14 protein-coding genes and 2 pseudogenes are annotated in these 22,545 nt (G+C 69.3%); 8 read left to right on the top strand and 8 right to left on the bottom strand.

Annotation, left to right across the window (positions count from 1 at the left end; genetic code table 11):
- Nucleotides 1-90 precede the first annotated feature (90 nt).
- Together IPG61_15055 and IPG61_15050 are read left to right on the top strand one after the other, a co-directional pair.
- The gene (locus IPG61_15055) at nt 91-3,609 is read left to right on the top strand and encodes an alpha-amylase (protein MBK6735367.1); all 3,519 of its coding nucleotides are present in this window, start codon (nt 91-93) and stop codon (nt 3,607-3,609) included.
- Between the two features lie 160 nt (nt 3,610-3,769).
- Entirely contained in the window at nt 3,770-4,522 is a 753-nt protein-coding gene (locus IPG61_15050; protein MBK6735366.1) for a T9SS type A sorting domain-containing protein, read from the top strand.
- A 127-nt stretch (nt 4,523-4,649) separates the two neighbouring features.
- Here IPG61_15050 and IPG61_15045 read toward each other — a convergent pair.
- Nucleotides 4,650-5,262 (bottom strand): annotated as a pseudogene (locus IPG61_15045) (class I SAM-dependent methyltransferase).
- On the bottom strand, nt 5,259-5,666 hold the full coding sequence (locus IPG61_15040) for a class I SAM-dependent methyltransferase (GenBank protein ID MBK6735365.1): 408 nt from the start codon (nt 5,664-5,666) through the stop codon (nt 5,259-5,261). Before IPG61_15040 ends, IPG61_15045 begins: the two are co-directional and overlap by 4 nt.
- Between IPG61_15040 and IPG61_15035 the strand changes: the two genes are divergently transcribed.
- Complete coding sequence (locus tag IPG61_15035) at nt 5,599-6,009, top strand: hypothetical protein (protein ID MBK6735364.1); 411 nt, start codon at nt 5,599-5,601, stop codon at nt 6,007-6,009. The genes IPG61_15040 and IPG61_15035 overlap by 68 nt on opposite strands.
- Nucleotides 6,010-6,124: 115 nt before the next feature.
- Here IPG61_15035 and IPG61_15030 read toward each other — a convergent pair whose 3' ends face one another.
- The 3 genes from IPG61_15030 to IPG61_15020 all read right to left on the bottom strand — a co-directional run bounded on the left by IPG61_15030 (nt 6,125) and on the right by IPG61_15020 (nt 9,872).
- Nucleotides 6,125-7,147, bottom strand: coding sequence for a hypothetical protein (locus IPG61_15030; protein ID MBK6735363.1), 1,023 nt, complete (start codon nt 7,145-7,147; stop codon nt 6,125-6,127).
- A 245-nt stretch (nt 7,148-7,392) separates the two neighbouring features.
- On the bottom strand, nt 7,393-9,150 hold the full coding sequence (locus IPG61_15025) for a 4Fe-4S binding protein (GenBank protein MBK6735362.1): 1,758 nt from the start codon (nt 9,148-9,150) through the stop codon (nt 7,393-7,395).
- Complete coding sequence (locus IPG61_15020; GenBank protein MBK6735361.1) at nt 9,147-9,872, bottom strand: HAD-IA family hydrolase; 726 nt, start codon at nt 9,870-9,872, stop codon at nt 9,147-9,149. Before IPG61_15020 ends, IPG61_15025 begins: the two co-directional genes overlap by 4 nt.
- 242 nt (nt 9,873-10,114) lie before the next feature.
- Here IPG61_15020 and IPG61_15015 point away from each other — a divergent pair, with 242 nt between their 5' ends.
- Together IPG61_15015 and IPG61_15010 are read left to right on the top strand one after the other, a co-directional pair.
- Nucleotides 10,115-10,861, top strand: a complete 747-nt coding sequence (locus tag IPG61_15015; protein MBK6735360.1) for an SPOR domain-containing protein — start codon at nt 10,115-10,117, stop codon at nt 10,859-10,861.
- Between the two features lie 4 nt (nt 10,862-10,865).
- On the top strand, nt 10,866-11,876 hold the full coding sequence (locus IPG61_15010; protein MBK6735359.1) for a beta-ketoacyl-ACP synthase 3: 1,011 nt from the start codon (nt 10,866-10,868) through the stop codon (nt 11,874-11,876).
- Between the two features lie 33 nt (nt 11,877-11,909).
- On the opposite strand, the gene IPG61_15005 is transcribed toward IPG61_15010, so the two are convergent.
- Nucleotides 11,910-13,604, bottom strand: coding sequence for a hypothetical protein (locus tag IPG61_15005; GenBank protein ID MBK6735358.1), 1,695 nt, complete (start codon nt 13,602-13,604; stop codon nt 11,910-11,912).
- 228 nt (nt 13,605-13,832) lie between these two features.
- On the opposite strand from IPG61_15005, the gene IPG61_15000 reads away from it, so the two are divergent.
- Complete coding sequence (locus IPG61_15000; GenBank protein MBK6735357.1) at nt 13,833-16,142, top strand: carbohydrate binding family 9 domain-containing protein; 2,310 nt, start codon at nt 13,833-13,835, stop codon at nt 16,140-16,142.
- Between the two features lie 78 nt (nt 16,143-16,220).
- Here IPG61_15000 and IPG61_14995 read toward each other — a convergent pair whose 3' ends face one another.
- Complete coding sequence (locus IPG61_14995) at nt 16,221-16,883, bottom strand: redox-sensing transcriptional repressor Rex (protein MBK6735356.1); 663 nt, start codon at nt 16,881-16,883, stop codon at nt 16,221-16,223.
- 194 nt (nt 16,884-17,077) lie between these two features.
- Between IPG61_14995 and gatE the strand changes: the two genes are divergently transcribed.
- Both gatE and gatD read left to right on the top strand, forming a co-directional pair.
- Complete coding sequence (gene gatE / locus IPG61_14990) at nt 17,078-19,021, top strand: Glu-tRNA(Gln) amidotransferase subunit GatE (GenBank protein ID MBK6735355.1); 1,944 nt, start codon at nt 17,078-17,080, stop codon at nt 19,019-19,021.
- Nucleotides 19,018-20,411, top strand: a pseudogene (gene gatD, locus IPG61_14985) (Glu-tRNA(Gln) amidotransferase subunit GatD). The gene gatE and the pseudogene gatD overlap by 4 nt, the downstream one beginning before the upstream one ends.
- A gap of 8 nt (nt 20,412-20,419) precedes the next feature.
- Here gatD and IPG61_14980 read toward each other — a convergent pair.
- Nucleotides 20,420-22,528 (bottom strand): hypothetical protein, encoded by a 2,109-nt coding sequence (locus IPG61_14980; protein MBK6735354.1) that lies wholly within the window; start codon nt 22,526-22,528, stop codon nt 20,420-20,422.
- Nucleotides 22,529-22,545 lie beyond the last annotated feature (17 nt).

Below are 22,545 nucleotides of genomic sequence, written 5' to 3'. Positions count from 1 at the left end.
GCGCGCTTTGCGCGCTTGTCATTTCGCGGCACGGGCTGATAATGGGTGTGTCCATCCGCCCGAAGCAAGCAGGAAAGGCATACCGGCACCATGGTACCCGGCTCCCGGCCGCAGGACTACCCCGACTACTTCGTCTTCGCGTTCCCGCTGTCGGACGACGCCTGGGACCGCTATGCCGTCGAGGCCCTGCTGCCCCCCGGGCTCGCGACCGCCCCGGCAGATCCGGCCTGGGAGATCCGCCGCCTGGCCGCCCGGCTGGTCCAGGAGCGGCCGGACGGCCCGCCGGCAGAGGTCCTGCTGGCCTTGCGCACGCTGAACCAGGCCCTGCGCTTCGTGGCCGTGCGCTATTTCCGCCACGACAACCCCGGCAGCCTCGACCGCGGGCGCCTGTGGGCCGCCCGCCGCCTTGGCGACAGCGGCGTGGCCGGCGTGCTGGGCGCCTTCGTCGACCTCTACCCGCCGCTGGACGTGCGGGCCGGTCGCAGCGACACGCCCGGGTTCCTGGGCGACCGCAGCGGGCCGCTGACGGGCGACGACCTGGCCACGATCGAGCTGCTGCTTCTGTACCTGAACGTAGGCAATCCCGCGGCAGCGCCCGCCAGCCCCCTGTTTGCCGACGACGCCCTGCGGCAGCGCGTTTCGTACGTGCCGTTCGTGACCATCTTCGAGGACTACCTGGCCGAACACGAGGCTCCCGGCAGCGAAGGCGTGTCGATCCTCCAGTTGTTGCGCGCACCGCTGCTGGCCAGCCCCGGTTCGCTGTTCGGGCAGCTGGCCTACATTCGCGACCACTGGGGGCACCTGTTGCCCGACGACCTGCTGCGCGGCCTGCAGCTGGCCCTCGACGTGCTGAAGGAAATCGACCTCCACCGGCCGGCGGGACCCGGCGGCCCTGCGCCCGTGCTCGAGTTCGGCCCCGGCCGCGCCGGCTGGCAGGACGATCGCCCCGAGCCCGAAGCCTTCAGCAACGACGCCGCCTGGATGAGCAACGTGGTGCTCATCGCCAAGTCGGTGCACGTCTGGCTGGACCAGCTGGGCAAGCGCCACGGCCGGCCGTTCACGCGCCTCGACCAGATCCCCGACCAGGAACTGGACCGGCTGGCCGCCTGGGGCGTCAACGGACTCTGGCTGATCGGCCTGTGGGAGCGCTCCGAGGCCTCGCGACGCATCAAGCAGTACATGGGCAACCCCGACGCCGCGGCCAGCGCCTACGCGCTGCACGACTACCGCATCGCCGACGAACTGGGCGGCGAGGACGCCTGGCGCGACCTGAGCGAGCGCGCCGGCCGCCGCGGCATCCGCCTGGCCAGCGACATGGTGCCCAACCACATGGGCATCGACAGCACCTGGGTGGTCGAGCACCCCGAGTATTTCCTGCAGTTGCCGCACCCGCCCTATCCGGCCTACCGCTTCGACGGCGGCAACCTCTGCGACACGCCGGGCGTCGGCGTGCGCATCGAGGAAGGCTACTGGAACCGCTCGGACGCCGCCGTGGTGTTCCAGCGCGTGGACGAGGGTTCCGGCCAGGCGCGTTACATCTACCACGGCAACGACGGCACCAGCATGCCGTGGAACGACACGGCGCAGCTCGACTTCCTGCGCGCCGACGTGCGCGAGGCCGTGATCCGCGTCATCCTCGACGTGGCGCGCCGCTTCCCCATCATCCGTTTCGATGCGGCGATGACGCTGGCCAAGAAGCACTACCAGCGGCTGTGGTTCCCGGCCCCGGGCGATTCCGGTGCCATCCCCTCGCGCGCCGAGCACGGCATGACGCGCGAGCAGTTCGACGCCGCCATGCCGCTGGAATTCTGGCGCGAGGTCGTGGACCGCGTGGCGAAGGAAGCACCCGACACGCTGCTGCTGGCCGAGGCCTTCTGGCTGATGGAAGGCTACTTCGTCCGCACGCTGGGCATGCACCGCGTCTACAACAGCGCGTTCATGAACATGCTCAAGCTCGAGGACAACGCGAAGTACCGGCAGACGCTCAAGAACGTGCTCGAATTCAGTCCCGCAGTGCTGCAGCGGTTCGTCAACTTCATGAACAACCCGGACGAACGCACCGCCATCGAGCAGTTCGGCAAAGGCGACAAGTACTTCGGCTGCATGTTGATGATGGTGACGCTGCCGGGCCTGCCGATGATCGGGCACGGCCAGATCGAGGGCTTCACCGAGAAGTACGGCATGGAGTACCGGCGCGCCTACTGGGACGAGCATCCCGACGAGGACCTGATCCGCCGGCACGAGCGCGACATCTTCCCGCTGATGCGCCGCCGCAGCATCTTCTCCGGCGCCGAGCACTTCTCGCTGTTCGATTTCGAGGGCGACGGCGGCTGGGTCGACGAAAACGTCTTCGCCTATGCGAACCGCGGTCCCGAGGGCAAGGCGCTCATCCTCTACAACAACGCATTCGACCGCACCAGCGGTCGCGTGCGGCTGTCCTCGGCGATCAACACCGGCAGCGCGGAACAGCCGCACCTGGTACGGCGGTCGCTGGCCGAGGCACTGGACCTCGACACGTCCGCGGGCACCTGGCACCTTTTCCGCGACCATATCGAAGGCTGCGAGTACCTGCGCTCGGGCGAGGAACTCGCCGGCGACGGCCTGCACACGCCGCTGAACGGCTACCAGGCACGTGCGCTGGTCGAATGGCGCACCGTGCGCGATGCCGACGGCAGCTGGGCCCGCGTCGCGGCCATGCTGCGCGGCGGCGGCACGCCGGACCTGGGACGGGCGCGGCGCCGCCTGCAACTGGAAGGCGAACTGGCCGAAGTGCGGCGCTGGTTTGCGCCGGTCCTGCTGTCGTGGCTGGAAGCCGCAGCCATTCCGGCCGCCGCCGGGACACCGGCTGCCAGGGTCGCCGGTCCCGCGACCGGTCCGAGCGCGCCGAAGAAGGCGGTCACGCCGGTCAAGCCGGGCACGTCGGCGACACCGGTCAAGCCGGTCACGCCGCCCCTGACCGACCAACCGGACGAGCTCGACGGCCTGCCGGAAGGCCTGGCCGACTGCGCCCGCGCGCTGCACCGGCTGCCGGCGACAGTCGCCACCTTTGCTGCCGACCCGGGCCTCGGTGCCCGTACCCGCGATGACCTCGAGGCCTGGCTGCTGGCGCTGCCCGGCAGCCGCGGCCTGGAGATCGCCTATGCGGCCGCCGTCCTGCGGACTGTGCGCCGGCCCGGCGAGGACCGGCGCCTGCCGCGGGCCCCGGTCCCGCCCGCCGACGCCGACCTGGTCGCCGAGGACCTGACCACCGTGCTGCGCGACTGGTCCGGCCACGACTACCAGGCCACGCGCGATACGCGCCTGGCCGAGGCAGTGGCGCTGGGCAACGACGCCGTGCGCTCGCTGGCGGCCGGCCGCGCCGCCTGGCTGGCCGAAGCGCTGGCCATGCCGGCGTTCGCCAACGCCGCGGGCGTCCATGTGCATGAAGGTATTCGCTGGCTGGGCAAGGAGGACCTCGAGTCCCTGCTGCAGGTGCTGCTGATCGAAGCCCTGGCACTGGCCCCGACCGACGACAGCGCCGGACAGGCCGCCCGCATCACCGCCCTCTTCGACGCCCGCGACCTGATCCTGGCCGCAGCCGCCCGCGCCGGGTACCGGGTGGACGCCTGATCGCCGCCCTGGCCGGCCCGGCCGGGATCTGAGGTACAGGACCGCCGAACTCTTGTCATATGGGCAGGTTCGTGGTATGATCATCCGATCAGTCACGACCGCGCCGACGGCCCCAGCCCCCGGGAATCCACTTGTGAGCCGATTGCGGAACCCTGGTCAAGTGCGCCGACGTCTGCCCGCCGGGCGCACGGCGCATGCTGCAGCGCTCCTGCTGGTGCTGGCCTCGGTGCCGGGCGCGCTCCCGGCGCACGCGGCCATCGGCATGGCGACGAGCCCGCCGGCGACCATCGACACCGTGGCACCGGAACTCAGCCTCGATCCCCTGCCGACGAACCTGCTGCTGATGGGCGGCCAGTCGGTCACGTTCCACTGGACCACGTCGGACACGCATCCCGGAACGACCGCCGCCCACTTCACGGCCGTGGTGCAGGACGGCGACACGCCCATCGACGCCATCGACTACCTGGCCAGCTACTCCGACACCACCTGGGAGTACCAGGTACCCGAGATCTCGACCGGCTACATGCACGCCGTGGTCACATGCCGCGACGCCTTCGGCAACCTGACTACTGCGCGGACGATCGATTTCTCGGTGTTGCTGTCGACCAGTGATGTTCCCGTGGCGGGCCTGCCGACAACGCCGATCCTCGAAGGCAACCTGCCGAACCCGTGCAACCCCGGCACCACGGTCCGCTTCAGCCTGCCCGCGGCGCAGACCGCGGTCCTGGAACTCTACGCCGCCGATGGTGCCCGCGTGCGGCGCCTGGCCGCCGGCAGTTTCGCCGCGGGGCGCAACGAGGTCTTCTGGGACGGGCGCGACGATCACGGTCGCTCCGTGGCTTCCGGCACGTACCTGCTCCGCCTGACCACAGGCGGCACCGACCAGACCCGCAAGCTGGCGCTGGTTCGCTAGCGGGTCGGGCGCGCCGCGACCAGGATCTCGGTGGCCAGGAACGGTATAGTGGTCGAGTCTCGCTTGAAGAGCGTACGGCGGGCTATTGTCTGTACGACCCCGGATGGCAGCACGTCCATGGGCGCGGTCAGGCGACAACCGAATACCGGCTCGAAGCCGCACTCCCGAAGCAACGCCTCGATCTCCCGCTTCCGGTAGATGCGCGCACGGCCCAGCGGTCGTGCAGGCGCTTGGGCCACCAACTGACCAGCGGCACGCGGTTCCACGTCAAGAGCGGCAGGTCGCAGCCGTGCGTCTCGAACAGCCACCACCTGTTCGGAACCGTGACCACCAGCAGGCCGTCGGGTCTCAGCACGCGGCACATTTCGGAAAGCGCAATGCGCTCGTCGGCAACATGCTCCAGCACCGTGAACGACGTGACAACATCTGCGCAGCCGTCGGCCAGCGGTATCTCACCACCGGCCGTGAGGAGGCCCCTCACGCGATCCCGTCACTCCCAGGTGCCTGCACTCGGTATGGAAAGCGGCTAGGACAGCAGGAACCACATCGACGCCCGAGATCGTCTCGAAATCGTGGAGAAAACAGAGAGTCTGGGCGCCGTTGCCGCAGCCGAAATCGACGAGGTGCTTTGCGCCCTTCCGAAACAGTGGTCGCGCCAACCGCGCGCGTCGCTCAAGAAGGAACTGGTCCTTCCGGGCCGGCTTACCCGTGGAAAGATGGGGCGGTGCCGGTACCCTCATTGGCGCGTCTTCACGAAGACTGCATGCCCATTGAGATTCTGGAGACAGACGCGATCACCGGCGTCCTCCTCTTCATGGACCAGTTTGGCGATCCCACGCGTACTCGAGAACCCGAAATCGTCGAACACGACGACTCCGCCGACGGACAGCCTCGGCCACACCCACTCGAGCACATCCTTGCCGGACTGATAGACGTCGACATCGATATGACAGAAGCGGAATGCCCGGTCCGCGATCTCCAGTGCTGTTTCGTCCGGGAATATCCCGCAGGATCCTGAGATTATCGAGACCCAGACTCGCAGCACATTTGGAAACAATGGTGAGAGAAGTATCGGCGTGTTCGCCACCCTGGTAGATGTCGGCCGTTCCTGTCTTGACCACCCCTTCGAAAGTGTCGCACAGATATACTTTCACGGGGAGTCCCAGCATCCTGGCCCGCTGACCCAGCAAGCAGCCGGTTCCACCACGCCACGTCCCGACCTCGATTACTTCGCCACCGATGTGCCGCGTCTGGCCGAGCAGATGCCACAACTCCCAGCACCGGTACAGGTCGACAAGCGTATAGTCCCGGATCTTGCCGTGACAATCCTGGAAATCCCGATCCAGCAGCCAGGGGCTGTAGGTCGCCCAGGACATGAGCACCGAGTCCCGCGAAGGATCCAAGTGCTTCTCCGTCAGGTGCTTGCGCAAGCTGAACAGCGCCTTCTCGATATTCTGCTTTCCGGCCTTCGCAAGGGACTTCTTTGACATCGCCACTCTTTCAGGGTGGAGGCAGTGTTGCCGGAAAATAGCGCGGCCCCGACTGCCAGGCAATGGCAATCAGGGCCGCCAGAGGTACCGGCAGGTCAGCGGAAGATGCTCTTCAACTCACCCCATGGGTCGTTTCACTGGAAACAGGCACGCGCTCGCAGCCCATCCCGTAGGCACCCATAGCCCCACAGCCGTTGTTGGCCGCGAGCGCCGCAGAGCCTGAGCAGACCAGAAACACATCGCTGACGGATTCGCAATAAAGGGGATCCTCCACACGTTCTCCGTTGCCCAGCGGCCGGGAACAGGCGCCGAGTTCGTTGTCGTAGTAGAGATTGCATGTGTGGAAGGTGCCGCTGACCGTTTCCAGTCCGTAGCCATCCACATCGCCTGTGACGATGTTCTGGCTGAACAACGTGTAGTCGTACAGGCGCACCGTGCCCGAGGAACCGGAATTCGCGTGGAACGTGTTGCCGGTTACGAAACCGCTGGACATTTCCAGGGTCAGTGCACCGACCGGCCCACCGCTATTGCGAAGGAACAGGCATCCAGTGACCTCTACGTAGGCACTCTGCACGTTCATGGCCCCATGGCCCGAAGCGGAGTTCTCGATAAACTGGGAATTCGAGACGTACAGTGCGGCACCCATAGAGGCACTCAGGGCGCCGCTGTGGACGACCGCGACATTGCGAAGGAACTGGCAGTTGTCGATGCTCAGGCTCGTGCCGGGATGCCGGACGTGAACGGCATTCGACCCGGTCGCGTGGTTGTCGGCGATGATGCAGCCACTAAGGGAAACATCGGCCTGCTGCCACACCAGCAGCGCGCTGCCATCATCGGCCATGGCGCGCTTGAAGGTCAGGTTGCGGAAGGATACGGTGTACGCCCCTTGGACGACAAACAGGCGCGACTGATCCTGGCCATCGAGGATGGTCAGGGAGGCACCCGATTCCGACTCGAAGGCCACCGACTTCGAGACGACCAGGCTCTCGTGATAGGTCCCGACGCCGATCAGGATCGTATCGCCGTCGTTCGCAGCTTGCAATGCACCGCCGATGGTACTGTAAGTGCCGGTGCCGTCCTGGCGAACGGTCAATGTTGCCGCAAATGCACCCGCGGAAAAACGCAGCACAGACAAATGATAGCGGCAGTAAGGCGACGCATTCCGATACCCCCAGATTCAGGAACAGACAAACAGGCGCGGCATGATGCCAGTGATTGGGGACTGGCAAGAGAAATAGTTGATTGCCGCAGGGCTATTTTATACCACCGGTGCCCGGCAATGCCATCGCGAAATCGGGTCCGATGCGCGGTCACCCGACAAACCGGCGGACCGGAAACGTCCCGTTTCCGCGCTGCGGCAGCTAAGCAGCCGCGAAACAGCTAGTCGATACTTCGTTTAGGTACCCACTTGGCGTGCGCCAGGAGGCCGAGCACAAGTGCGGTATCTTCGCTCAAATTCCCGGACCCCAGCGGGCCGCGGTCGACCATCCACCCATCGCGCCCCCGCGCCGCCCACACCGCCTCGTCCGTGTACAAGCGTGGCTTGACCAGATACGGCGCCCCCCGCTCGGGGCAGAACGTGACGCAGTTGCCGCACTCGTTGCACAACTCGGCCAGGACCAGGTACTGCGAGCGGGACTTGAGCGGCGGCCGCAGCCCGGTCGGCACCGCCAGGAACGCGTTGTTCGGGCAGACCGTCACGCAGTTGCCGCAGGCCAGGCAGTCGAACATCTGCAGGTCCTTGTCCACCTCGCGCAGCGGCTCGTGCACCGCCTCGCGCGTGTAGCGCGCGAAGCCTGCCGGCTCCGCGAGCATCGCCGAGGCTTGGGCAACCGCATCGGCATGACCGGCCTTGCGCGCCGCCGCGGCTGCGTGTGCACGCCAGGCAACCAGGTCGCCGGCCTTCGCGGCTTTCATGCGCTTGGCCAGCGAGCGCAGGCCCTGGGCCAGTCGGCCATAGCCGCCCGGCCGCAGCAGGTCGCTGCACACCGTCACCGGCAGCAGGCCCAGGCCCACCGTGTCGGCCAGGTTGTCCTTGTCGATGCCGGCGCTGAAGGCGACGGGAATCCCGGTCCCGCGCTCACCCAGCCGTAGGCGGCCGGGCATCGCTGCGTCCAGCCGCGCGAGCAGCGTCACGGCCAGCACGTGCAGCGGCGCGCCGCTCAGGTACATCTTCTCGCCGGCCATGATGCCGCGGTGATTGGCCACCACCAGCGTGTTGGTGAGCTTCAGCCCGAACTCGCGTCCCTCGCTGCGCCCGAACGCCTCCAGCCGGTCGATCATCTCCAGCGCGCGGGGCCACTGCAGGTCACCGGCGAACGCCGCATCATCGAGCGGTACCTGTGTGTAGCCGAGTCGGTCGTGCAGGATCTCCTGCACGGCTGCCTGGCCCAGCAGTGTCGGATTCAGCTTCACCGTCACGTCCAGCCCATGGCGCGTCATGAGATGCCGGACGATGCCCTCGATCTCGTCGGGCGGACAGCCGTGGAACGTGCTGAGCGTCGCCGTACGCACGATGCGGGGATCGGCCGGCACGTCGCGCAGGTGCGCGAACGGCCCGGTCACCAGCGGGCGCAACGCGTCCAGCCGTGCCTGCGCACTGCAGAGCCCGTCGATGAGCGCGGCCACCCGTTCGTGGCGGATGCCGGCCAGGTCGTAGCCGACCGACAGTTCGAAGGCGTGGTCGCCCGGCTCGCCCACCGCATCGCGCAGCGGCTCCCACTCGCGCAGCACCGCCAGCAGCAGCCAGCCCTTCACGTATTCCTCGAGCGACTGCTCGAGCGTCAGCTCCTGGCTCCATTCGACGTTGTAGCCCTCGTGCTCCATGTCGATGCACGGGCGCGGGATGTCGAGCTCGTCGAGGATCTGCACCGTCTTCAGTTCGAAGGTGCGCGCGCCGGCCAGCCAGCCAAGGGCCAGGTTCTCGGCCAGCTGCGTGTGCGGCCCGGCCGCCGGACCGACCGGGGTGGCGACGCGGCGACCGCCCACGTCGCAGGACAGGTCGAGCCCGGGTTCGGCCTTCCAGAAGCGCCGGCCGGCCAGGCTGAAGATCGACTTGTCCTGCTCCCACTCGTGGGCGATGCGAGACAGGAGCCGGTCCAGGGTCCAGGGGTGCAGCGGCGGCACGCGCGCGGTCATGGTGTCTCCCTGTGCTGGCCGCCCGGGCACGGCGGGTACAGCGCCGCCAGCGCGAGCGGCGTCTCGATCAGGTGGTCGGGGCGCAGGGCCAGCAGTTCCACCGCCGGCACCAGGCCCCACGTGCAGCCCACCGCGACGGCGCCGAGGGCGCGGGCGGCCAGGATATCGTTGGGGCTGTCCCCGACCACGACGACCTCGGCCGGCGCCACCGTCAGTCCTTCGAGGCAGGCCCGCAGGTGCGCGGGATCCGGCTTGCGGACCGGCGCCTGGTCGCCGCCGACGACGCGACGGAAACGGCCTGCGAGGCCCAGCCCTTCCAGGATAGTGACACTGAAGCCGCCGGGCTTGTTGGTGGCCACCATCATCGGCACGTCGGGCAGGGCGGCGAGAAGTTCCGGGACGCCTTCATAGGGCTGGGTGTGGTCCAGCAGGTGGCGCCCGTAGTGGTCGAGATAGGCCGCGTGCGCGGCCGGCAGGCGCGGGTCGTCCGCGTCGAGCAGCCCGCCCGCGGCCAGGTCGTGGCCCAGCGTGCGCCGCAGCAGCAGGAGCACGCCGTCGCCCACGTAGGCCCGCAGCACCGGTTCCGGCAACGGCGCCAGCCCCAGCGAGGCACGGGCGACATTGGCCGCCGCGGCGATATCGGTCCGCGAGTCGACCAGCGTGCCGTCCAGGTCGAAAATGAAAGCCCCGACGGGGCGTTGCGCTCTGCCCGGTATCGTCATGTGTCCGCCTTCGGCTGCCCGATGATCCGTTCCCGGGGAGGATACCGCCCTGCACCGGCGCAGGCAAGGCTGCCGGGTGGGCGCTGGTCCGGCACTTGCTGGCATGGTTGGGGTTGCCCTGCCGGGCACGCGGGTCTAGGATGCCCCTGCCGCGCCCGCCGCGGCCCGGCAGCCAGGGAACGGCAGCCAGGGAACTGCAGCCGGAGAGTGACCGGCACGCCCCGAATAAGGATGTTGGTGGCATGACGACCGAATCCGCCGATAAGAAACCGACCGTCCGCCGCCGCCGCCGAGCCGGCAAGCCGGGCAAGGGCGGCATGCCGCGCATCATGTGGCTGGCCATCCTCGTCTGCGTGGCCGGCGCCGTGGCGCTGTTCCGCTCCGGCGGCGGGGGCTCGACGCCCACGGGCCTCGGCGAGAACCGCACGGTGGTCACCGCCCCGGAAACCGGCGAGCCGACCTCGGGTGATGTCGAGATCGCCGCCCAGGGCCTGCAGCTGACTCCCGAGGCGCCCGTCGCGGGCGCCGATCTCGGGCATGCCGACAACGCCCCCGTCGAGATCACGCTGGACCGACCGCTGGTCGAGACCGGGACCGTCGATACGCAGGCCCCGCCGGCCACGACCGGCCAGGCCGTGCCCGCGACGACGCCCGAAACGACGCCTGCCGAGCCGCCCGCGCAACCTGTGCAGGAACTGACCGACCCCGAGCCCGTGCGCGCCACCCCGCCGCCGCCGCGCCTGGCCCCGCAACCGCAGGGGCCCTACCTGGTGCAGGTCGGCTCGTTCGGCGACACCGAGAACGCGCAGAAGGAAGCGGACCGCCTGAAGAAGTTCGGCTGGGAAGCCGCCGTGCGGGTGGGCAACACGGCCGGAGGCGGCCTGGTCTACCGCGTGCAGGTCGGCTATTTCGCGACGCGCGAGGATGCGCAGAAGTTCATCGACCAGAACAGCGGCCGCCTGCCGGGTGCGATCCCGGCCCACAGGTAACCCGGTGACGCGCGCCGCCATCATCGGCACCGGCCGCTGGGTGCCCGAGAGGGTCGTGACGAACGACGACCTTGCTGCCCGCATCGATACCTCGGACGCCTGGATCACCGAGCGCAGCGGCATTCGCGAACGCCGCTGGCTCGAGTGTGATGACCAGGGCCGCACCCTGATCACGGGGGCCGAGATGGGCGCCCGCGCCGCGCGCGAGGCCATCGCGGCGGCCGGCATCGAGAACCGCGCCATCGACCAGGTCATCTACGCCACGCTGAACCCCGACGTGTTCTTCCCGGGCAACGGCGTCTTCCTCGAGCACCTGCTCGAACTGGGTACGGCCGGCGCCATGGATATCCGCAACCAGTGCACCGGCTTCGTGTACGGCCTCGCGGCCGCCGACGGCTTCATCCGGTCGGGACTCGCGCGCACGGTGCTGGTTGTCGGCGGCGAGGTGCAGTCCACCGCGCTGGACCTGACCGACCGCGGTCGGGACATCGCCGTGCTGTTCGGCGACGGCGCCGGCGCGGCGATCGTGCAGGCCACGGAAGAGGATCGCGGCATTGTCGCCAGCGTGCTGCACAGCCAGGGCCGCTATGCGCGCGAGCTGTTCGCCGAGGCGCCGTTGGCCACCGAGACGGGCCGCATCACCGCCGAAATGATCGCGGCGGGCCGGCACTATCCGTACATGAACGGGAAGCTGGTCTTCCAGCACGCGACGCGACGCTTCGCCGAGGCCATCGACGAAGTGCTGCGCAAGGGCAACGCGAAGCCCGAGGATGTGGCGCTCTTCATCCCGCACCAGGCCAACCAGCGCATCACCGATGCGGTCACCGCGCGGCTGGGCGTGGGCCCCGAGCGCGTCTACAGCAACATCGAGCGCTACGGCAACACCACGGCCGCCTCGATCCCCATCGCGCTGGCCGAAGCCGTGCGCGAGGGCCGGGTGCAGCGGGGCGACCTGATCGTCACGGTGGCCTTCGGCTCGGGCTTCACCTGGGGCGCCAACCTGATCCGCTGGTAGTCGCCGCCGACCTGTCCATGCCTGCCGCCGACGTCAGCCGCGCGCCAGCCTGACCAGCGCGGCGCGCAGCCGGCGGTGTGCATCGAATCGCGCCACGAACTCGCTCTCGCTGCGCCCGCCCTTGGCGCGGATGACCGCCGCGAGGGCCTTCTTCTCCGCACGCGTCCAGCGTTCCACACCGGGCAACAGCAGCACCACCGGTGCCCAGCGTTCCAAGGCCAGCTTTTCCCCTGCACCGCGCGGCGCGCGTGCCGGCTCGCCCAGGCGGGCCCGAGCCTCGCGCGCGCAGGTCGGCCCGGCCAGGTGCCTGTCGGATCCGAACCGCTTCGCCAGGTAGGTGCTCACCTTCAGTCCCACCTCGGCGAGCGCCAGGCGGCCGATGATGTCCTCGCGCGGCTCCCCCAGGTCGAGGTACACGTTGCCCTCCACCAGCTGCCGCAGCACGGCCGGCCGTGAACGATGGCCCGGGCGGCGCTTCATCCGCGCCAGTTCGGCGCGCATCAGCTTGAGGATGGCCCGGTCGCGCGAGCGGAAGCCCAGCTTCTGGTAGAACCACCAAGCGCCGGTGCGCAGGCCCTCGTCGTTGCCGTCGCCACCCAGCTGGTAGGGATACACGGTGAAGGTGTCGGCCGTGAACATCCGCAACAGCCCGGCCAGCAGGCGCGCGTAGAGATGCCCCGCCTCGGCCCCGCGGAACGTCTCGAAGAGGTTGAAGGCCACTTCGATCGAACCGTACAGCGAACTGACCACGCCGTAGCCCACGGGCACGCCGTTGCGCAGGATCAGGTAGCCGTACACGGCCTCGAACATCAGCCGCCGCTCCGGGACCATGCCGATGAGCACGAACATGAGGCCGTCGCCGTCATCGATCAGGGTGACGTCGCGCGCGTCGGCCCAGGCGAACGCATCGAGGTCGCGGCTGCGCGTGATCATCGCCTCACGCGCCAGGTCCACCAGCTGCCGACCGGCCGCCGGCGAGGCCTTTTCCACGGAAAGCGGCGCGCGCTCCAGCTCGCGCTGCAGGTCCGGACGTCGCCCGTCCGGCGCCGCCGTCCGGTACGCGACCGGCGCCCGCTTCCAGTGTGCCGCCGTGCGCGACGGCCCGCCCGGCCCCGCCTCGAGCACCATCCACAGATCGAGCTGCTCGTAGAGGTATTCGTGCGCGAACCCGGCCAGCCCTGGTTCACCCAGCCGCAGTTCGCCCAGTCGCCGGACGAGGAAGGCGCCGTCGGCCTCACGCGGGCCCTTCAGCTGCGCCAGCCACGCCGCGGCCTCGAGCCCCAGTTCGTCGAGCGCCGGCGTCTCGCTGTACGTCGCCAGCAGCGGCAGTACGCCCTCGACCTTGGCGGCATCGGATTCCTCCCAGTCGATGCGCAGCCGCTCCGGCCACCGCGCCGCCGCCCAGCCCGCCATCGTCGCGTAGAACCGGTAGTTGATGGCCGTGCCGGCGACGCCCGAGTCGGCGAGCTCCCCCGCGTACTGCTGCAGGTCGGGCCGCCGCGCGAAGCCGGCCAGCAGCCGTTCGACTGCCGCGAGGACGGCCTCGTTGTCCGGGTAGGCGCGGGAGAAACAGAGGACTTCGTGCAGGCGCAGGACATCGGCCGCACTCAGGCACCGGGTCCGCCCCACCGCCCGCAACAGTTGCAGACGTCGCCTGGCGGCTTCCGGCCCGAACTCGAGGCGGATGGATTCGAGCTCGTTCAACAGGCGGCGTGCGGTGGCGGGCATGGGATCCTCCGGGTCACGATTCGATTGCGCTGTGTACCGGCCGGCCGGCGGGGGATTCTACGCTTCCCGGGCGCATCCTGGCCACGTTGATTCGTCCTTGTTCGTGCCCGCGATCGCGGGCATCCTGACCGGATGGGCCGGACGCCGCGGGCGCCAACGCAACCCGCACCCGTGCCCGCCCGTATGAAACAGGTTGCCCCCACCCCATCCGAACCGGGAGCCCCTCGCGTGCCCATGCACCCCGCCCCCGCCCGGTCCCGCCGCCTCGGTGCGGCCGGGGCCGCCGACGCCGCGTTCTGCCTGGTCCTGTCCGCTGCCGCCTCCGTGGCCGCCCCGCCGGCCGGTCCCTGGCAACCCGTACGGCACCCGCAGCTGGAGACCCGTCGCGCCGCCGGCCCGATCGCGGTCGACGGGCTGCTCGACGATCCCGGCTGGCAGGGACTGCCGCGCGCCGGCCACTTCGTCGAGCACGCACCCGGAGACCAGGTGCAGCCGCCAAACCCGACCGAGGCGATGCTCACCTACGACGACGACTACCTCTACGCGGCGTTCATCTGCTACGACGACCCGTCCGCGGTGCGCGCCTCGTTCAGCGAACGCGACCGCATCTGGAACGACGACTACGTCATCCTCGGCCTCGACACCTTCGGCGACCAGGCCTGGGCCTTCGAGCTGGCAAGCAACGCCCACGGCGTGCAGGGCGACCTGCTGTGGTCCGCCGGCTACGGCGAGGACATGACCTACGACATCGTGTTCCACTCCTCGGGCCGCATCACCGACGACGGCTGGCAGGTGGAGATGGCCATTCCCTGGACCAGCCTGCGCTTCCCCGACCGCGAGCAGCAGGTGTGGCGCGTCGAGTTCTGGCGCAACGACCACCGGCAGGTGCGCGGCCAGTACTCCTGGGGCATCCACGACCGCAACAATGATTGCTGGCCCTGCCAGTGGGGAACCGTCACGGGTATCAACGGCGTGCGGCCCGGCACCGGCCTGAGCGTGCTGCCGGCGATGGTGGCCACGCAGCAGGGCGGACGCGGCGCCGGCGACGGCGGGGAAGCCGGGCCGTGGGACAACGGCAAGGTGCTGGGTGAACCGTCGCTGGGCGTTGCCTACGGCATCACCCCGACGGTGACGGCCGAGGCAACGTTGAACCCCGACTTCTCGCAGGTCGAGAGCGATGCCACGCAGATCGACGTCAATTCGACCTTTGCGCTCTCGTACCCGGAGAAGCGGCCGTTCTTCCAGGAGGGCAGCGACCTCTGGAACACGAACTTCGACGCCGTCTACACGCGTTCGCTGAACCGGCCCTTCTTCGCAGCCAAGCTGACCGGTCGGCCTGGTCGCACCAACTTCGCGGCGCTCCTGGCCCAGGACGACGCGACGCCGTTCCTGCTGCCCTTCAGCGAGGGCAGCGCCCTGTTCCAGGGCGGGCGCAGCTGGTCGTTCCTGTCGCGCGTGCGGCACACCATGGGGAGCCAGTCGCACGTGGGCTTCATCTCCACCGCACGCTGGCACGAAGGTGGCGGCTACGGCGCCGTGCAGGGGTTCGACACGCGGCTGAACCTCTCGGACCACTACCGCCTCGAGGCGCAGGCGCTGCTCAGCACAACGTCCGAGCCTGACGATCCCGCGCTCACCGCCGACCTCGACGGCGTGACGTTCGACCGCGGCCGGCGCACGGCGGCCTTCGACGGCGAGTTCTTCACCGGCCACGGCCTCTACGCCAGCGTCGAGCGCGCGGCCCGCAACTGGAACTTCGACGCCGACTACTGGCAGCGCAGCCCCACCTTCCGCGCCGAATCGGGCTTCGAGCCGCGCAACGACCAGCGCACCTTCAACGGCTGGACCGGCTACACCTTCTACTACGAGGACGGCCTGTTCGAGCGGATGCAGCCGTCACTGTCGGTGGGCCGGATCTGGGACTTCGAGGACGTGCGCAAGGATGAATGGCTCATGGCTTCGCTGCGGACCTGGCTGCGGCTGGCACAGGCCCAGTTCTGGGTCGAGGCGATGCAGAGCAACGAGATCTTCCACGACCTGCAGTTCGACGGCATCACGAGCCGCGAGGCTGGCTTCCAGGTGCGTCCGTCCGAGCGCCTGGTCGGGGGCGGCGAGGTCTCGTACGGCCACCGCATCGCCCGCTTCGACGAGGTGATGGGCAGGCAGCTGAACCGCAGCTTCTGGTTCAACCTGAAGCCCTGGCACCGGCTGCTGGTGGAGCAGAACTACGACGACGTCCGCAGCGACAACCTCGGCACCGGCGAGCGCCTGTTCGAGGGCTACATCTCCCGCACCCGGCTGAACCTGCAGCTTTCGCGCGAGTGGTCGGTGCGCCTGGTTGTGCAGTACGACGACTTCCGGCGCAGCTGGGACGCCGACCCGCTGGTCACGTTCCGCCTGAACCCGTTCTCGATCTTCTACGTGGGCTCCACGCGCAGCTACAGCGAATTCACCGGGGCCGCGCCCGACCTCCAGGACGAGTGGCGCCTGTCGTCGCGCACCTATTTCCTGAAGCTGCAGTACCTCTGGCAGATCTGACGCGGTCACCACCGTAACGTCAAAGGGCCGGGCTCCCCGCGGAGCCCGGCCCTTATCGTAACGGCGCAAGGTGCGCGCCTACTCGGTGCCGCAATCACCCTCGAGGATGCACTTCACCTTGAAGCTGAGCGCCATGATGCCCACGGCCAGCCGCTCGTTGCGCACGGCCACGGTCTTCGGCACCTTCAGGTCGGTCGGCGCGAAATTGACGATGCCGACGATGCCGGCCTTGACCAGCCGGTCGGTCACCGTCTGCGCGTGCTGCGCCGGCACGGTCAGGATGGCGATGCGGATGCCCTCGCGGGCGATGACCGCCTCCAGCTCCTCCATGTCGCGCACGGGCTGCCCGCGGATCTCCAGGCCGGCCAGGCGCGGGTTGGCGTCAAAGACGCCGCGCACGGGAAAGCCCTGCACATCGAGATTGCCGTAGTTGGCCAGCGCCTGGCCGAGATGGCCGGCGCCGACGATCGCCACGGGCTGCGGCTCGGACACACCGATGATCTTCTCGAGCGCCGGCACCAGCTTGCCCACCTGGTAGGGCCGGCCCGGGCGGCTGAAACCGCCGAAATAGTGGAAATCGTGTCGGAGCTGGCTGGCCTTGATATCCAGCGACTCGGCCAGCTGGCGGCTGGAAACGTCCTCGACGCCCACCGCCTGGAGCAGCTTGAGCTTCTCCAGGTAGCGCGGCAGCCGGTGGATGGTCGCCTCGGGTACCTCGGAATGCCGCCTGATCTTGCGCAAGGCCTGCCTCCGGTCATGTTCCGCAAATGGAAGGGCGCCGGCACGGACCTGCAAGTGACCATCCCGGCGGCTTGTTACGGGTTTGACGATTTACCATATTCGATATGTAATCGCGTGTCAACCGGTTGACAGGTGGCCCGGGACCGGGTCCCGCCGCCGCCGCGAACCGCGTTCCCTGGAAAAGGTTGGCCATCGTGTCCCTTCCCAGCCAGTACCGCCTGTCCGACCCCTGGCTCCTGCAACCGCTGCCCCCCTACGGCACACTGTCGGACGACGACTACGCCGCACTGGGCTTCCGCTGCGGCCTGGAGATCCACCAGCAGCTGCTCACCGTCCGCAAGCTGTTCTGCCGCTGCCCGGCCGGACGCTACCATCACGAGCGCCACGATGCGGAGATCCTGCGTCACATGCGCCCCACGCTGTCGGAGATGGGCGAGTACGACGGCACGGCGCTGATGGAGTTCAAGACGCGCAAGGAGATCGTCTACCTGCTCAAGCGCGAGACGGTCTGCACCTACGAGATGGATGATGCGCCGCCCTTCGAGATCGACGACGTGGCCCTCGACGGCAGCCTGCTGATGGCGATGCTCCTGGGCTGCAACGTCGTCAGCGAGGTGCACATCACGCGCAAGCAGTACCTGGACGGCAGCATCCCCACCGGCTTCCAGCGCACGGCCATCATCGGCACCGACGGGCAGGTCCCGTTCGGCGCGCGCAGCGTGCGGATCCGCCAGATCAGCATCGAGGAGGACAGCTGTCGCGAGGTCAGCGACAAGGGACACCGCCGCGTCTATCGCACCGACCGCCTGGGCATGCCGCTCATCGAGACGGTGACCGACCCGGACATGCGCACGCCCCAGGAATCCATGGCCGTGGGCCAGATCCTGCGCTGGCTGGCCCGCAGCGGCGGGATGGTGCGCACCGGCGCCGGCGCCGCGCGCCAGGACGTGAACGTCAGCGTCAACGGTGGAACACGCGTCGAGATCAAGGGCGTGCCGAGCCTGCGCGAGGTCGGCCGCCTGACGCACAACGAGGCGCTCCGCCAGCGCTCGCTGCTCGGCATCCGCGGCGAACTGGCGCATCGCGGCGTGACGGTGGAGTCGATCACCGACCGGCTGGTCGACGTCTCGACGCAGGTGCGCGGCACCGCCTGCGGGTTCATTGCGCAGGCCGTGGCCCAGGGCGCGATGGTCGGCGCGTGCCCGCTGCCCGGCTTCCAGGGGCTGCTCGATGTCTCCACGCAGCCGCGCACCTCGTTCCTGAAGGAGTTCAGCGATCGCGTGCGCGTCATCGCCTGCCTGGACCAGCTGCCGAACCTCGTGGCGTCGTCGCAGAACGCGCCCTCGTTGTCGAGCGCCGAGTGGGAGCGCGTCGCGAAGGCCTGCGGCACGGCGGCCGACGTGCCGGTCATCGTCGTCTGGGGTTCGCGCGCCGACGTCGAGACCGCCGCCCGCGAGATCGCGATCCGCGCCCGTGACGCCGTGCTCGGCGTGCCCAACGAAACGCGCCAGGCCCTCGACGACGGCACCAACGGCTTCGAGCGCATCCTGCCGGGCGCCGACCGCATGTACCCGGATACCGACCTGCCGCCCATCCCCCTGGAGGACGCGCGCGTCGACGGCATCGCCGCACGCCTGCCGCTGCGCCCGTGGGAGCGCCGGGAGAAGCTGCAGCATCTCCAGGTCGGCGAGGACCTCGCGGCGCGCATGTGCCGCCATCGCGCCTGGGACCTGTTCGAGCACCTCGTCGACCGGCTGCCGTCCGGCTCCCGGTTCACTGCGCAGCAACTGGCGTCGCTCCTGCTGGACCGCTCCACGCCGCGGCCGGCCAGCCTGCGCGCGGCCGGCCCCTGGTGGGAAGAGACTGTGAGCGACCTGGCCGCCGGCAGGGTGATTCCCGAGGCCGTCTGGGCCAGCGAGGACGAGGTTCCCGCGTGCGTGGACGAACGTGAGGGCCGCCGCCTGTACGGCGAGGCGCTCACGGCGGCGCGCACCGACCGCAAGGCAGCCTGGCCCGCCGGGGAGGCCAGCCCCGAACACACCCTGATGGGCGCCGTGATGCCGCGCCTGCGCGGCCGGGTGCCGGGGCGCCTGGTGCGCCAGTGGGTCGGCCAGACGCTGAAGGAGGCGCGGTCATGAGCACCGAAAACGACGACTTCAAGGGCTACCGCTCGCCGACGCTGGACCTGCTGCAATCGCAGGGCGCTCCCGTGTGGAGCGTGGCGACCCTGCACACCGTGCGCGGCGACTTCTCGGGACTCATCCTGCCGCGCAGCGTGACGGCCGACGCCGACCACATCGTGCTGAAGCTGGACACCGGGTACAACATCGGGGTGCGCCACGACAAGGTGAAGACGATCACCGTGCACGGGCGCAAGGAAGCGCACTACCAGATCCCGGAGCGCGCCTTCCCGCACGACCCGAAGAAGCCGCGCGTGAAGCTGCTCGGCACCGGCGGCACCATTGCCAGCCGGCTCGACTACCGCACGGGCGCCGTGATCCCGGCCTTCAGTCCCGGCGAACTCTACGGGTCGGTGCCGGAACTGGCCGACATCTGCAACATGGAAACTGAGAAGCTCTACGGCGTGTTCAGCGAGAACATGGGCCCCGAGCAGTGGATGGGCACGGCCCGCGCCATCGCCGCCGAGGTCGAGAAGGGCGTGGCCGGCATCGTCATCGGCCACGGCACCGACACCATGCACCACACGGCGGCTGCGCTCAGCTTCATGCTGCAGGACCTGCCGGTGCCCGTGGTCATGGTCGGCAGCCAGCGCAGCAGCGACCGCCCCAGCTCGGACGCCGCCATCAACCTGATGAACGCCACGCGCACGGCCGCCACCAGCGACATCGCCGAGGTGATGGTCTGCATGTTCGGGCCTACCAGCGACGAGTACGGGTTGCTGCACCGCGGCACGCGCGCGTGCGGAAGATGCACAGCAGCTACCGCTCCACGTTCCGGACCCTGAGCGACATCCCGCTCGGCAAGGTGGACCAGAGCGGCGTGACGCCGTACCGCGACGACTACCGCCGGCGTCGCGCCGAACGCAAGGTGGACCTGAAGGCGGTCTTCGACGACCGCGTGTCGCTGGTCTACTACTACCCGAACATGAAGCCGGACATCATCGATTCGCTGATCGACAACGGTTACCGCGGCATCGTGATCGCCGGCACCGGCCTGGGCCACGTCAACAAGCCGCTCTACCCCGCCCTCGACCGCGCGCGCGCGGCCGGCGTGCACGTGTACATGACCGTGCAGACGATGTGGGGCTACGTGCAGATGTACGTGTACGAGACGGGGCGCGAATTGATGGGGCTGGGCGTCATCCCGGCGGCGAACATGCTGCCCGAGGTGGCCTACGTGAAGCTGGGCTGGGCCCTGGGGCAGAGCCAGGAGCCCGATGAGGTGCGGCGCCTGATGCTGACCCCGGTGAACGGGGAGATCACCGACAGGGAACCCCACGACGGCTACCTGGTGCTGCAGGGAGGCAGCCCCGAGGTGGCGGCGTTCATCTCGTCGCACTGGAAGTAGGCCGGCGCCTACCGGACGACGGCCAGCTTCTGCACCGTCCGGCGGCCTGCGAGCTCCAGCGCGGCCCAGTAGACGCCGCTCGGCAACCGTGCGCCGTCGTCGGCCCGCACGTCCCAGCCGATCTCGTTCAGGCCCGCCGCCGCCTCCGGCACCGCCCGTGTGGCCACCGTGGCCCCGCGCACATCGTAAATGGTCAGCGTCCCGGACCTGGCCGCGTCGAGCCAGTAGCGGAATACGACCCAGTCGCCGGCCGAGGGATTCGGATACGCCGACTGCAGACCTTCGCCGTAGACCTCGACACCCAGCGGCGTCCACAGCAGCCAGCCGTCGGGATCCAGCACGGCGCCCGTCACGGCGGTCGCGAACTCGAAGGTCGCCGAGGCCAGGGTGGCGTCCAGGCGCAGGGTAACCGTTTCCGTGCCGGCGGTGGTGGTCACGGCGATCGGGTAGACGTTGTCGAACAGCGGTGTCTGGTGCTGGGACAGCGACACCCGCAGGCGCGTGCCGGGACCGGCGTTGCCGTCCTCGATGGTGAACTCCGCATTCACGCGCGGCAGCGCCGTGGTCTCGAGGTACGGCGTGAAGAAGGACGTGAGGTCCTCTCCCGCGTACGTCGAGGCCAGCGCGATGAACTCGGCGGTGGACACCGTTTCACCGGGCCGCCCGCCGCCGCTGCCCCACTCCTCGACCAGCGCGAAGAAGGGCGCGTCGCCCAGCCGCCCGCGCAGCATGTGCAGGATCCAGGCGCCCTTGTCGTAGATGACGCGACCCGGGAACACCGGCACCGGGTCGTACACCGGGCCCTGGGCGGCCCATTCGGCATCGTTGCGCGCGTTGGTCATGAACGTGCGGTAGTCGGCGACGCCGCCCGTGTGCTCGGCCCACAGGGCCTCGGTATAGGTCGCGAAGCCTTCGTTCAGCCAGATGTCGGCCCACTCCCGCGGGGTCAGGCTGTCGCCGAACCACTGGTGACCCAGCTCGTGGACGATCAGCCAGGCTCGCGAGCCGTCGCCCTGAAGCGCACCCGAGCCGATCGAGGTGACCGTCTGGTGTTCCATGGCGCCGGGCCAGATGAACTCGGCGTGCCCGTACTTCTCGCCGGCGAACGGGTACGGTCCGTAGATCTGTTCGCAGACATCCATCATCTCGCACATGGGAGCGAAGTCGACGAGTGCTTCGTCCGCGTGCTCGGGGAACACCCAGTGGCGCAGCGGCACGGCCGTGCCGCCGCTCGTCAGGCATTCCTCCTCGAACAGCGTATAGTCGGTGACGGCCAGCGAAACCAGGTAGGAGGCGATCGGGTAGTCCTCGCGCCAGCGCCAGGTCGCCTGCCCCGCTCCCGCCGGCTCGACCGCCAGCAGCGTACCGTTGGAGACGGCGACCAGCGTGTCGGGCACGGTGACGGCCATCGACACCCTGAACTTGTCGCCGGGCTTGTCCTTGCAGGGCCACCACGACTGCGCGTAGGCGGGCTGGCTCATGTTCGCGACCAGCGGCACGCGCTGTTCCGGTTGCGAGATGTCCGGCGCGCGCTGGTAGTACATGAGGCCGCGATTGACCACCGGCTGCAGGGGCTGTCCGCCGTAGCGGATCACGAACGAGTCGACCTCGCCGAGAGCCAGCCCGGTCGGCAGCGTGATCGTGAGCGTATCGCCCGCGTGCGCGAACGTCAGGGGACCGCCGGCGTGATCCACGCCGGCGACGGTCAGGCTCGTGCGCAGGTCGCAGACCACGTCCCGCAGGCCTTCACGCCGGCTGGCCAGCACCATGGCCACCGAGCCTTCGATGGTGCGAGGGGCCGGATCCAGCGTCAGGTCCAGGTCACAGCGCAGGACGTCGTAGTGGTCGCTGGTGACGGCAGCATCACCGAGTTCGCCGTTGTGGCCCTCGGCAGCAGCCGCCGCGGCCGAAGACAGGCCGGCGCCGGCGGCGGACTTGGCGGCCTGGAACTCGGCCCGGGTCAGGCCGGGATGGACCGGCTCGCGGGCAGGCGCCCGGTTCGCAGATGCGGCGGTCGCCGCAGCCGGCAGCAGGAGCAGGAACAGGAGGGCCGCCCGCAGGGCCGCCCTGGCGCGGGCCGCGATGCGCGGGCGCCTGGCAGGATTCGATGGGGTCATCATGCTCCCAGCATAGC

This window comes from bacterium (assembly GCA_016703265.1).
Taxonomy (GTDB): domain Bacteria; phylum Krumholzibacteriota; class Krumholzibacteriia; order LZORAL124-64-63; family LZORAL124-64-63; genus CAINDZ01.
This window is presented reverse-complemented; position numbering and strand designations above follow the sequence as displayed.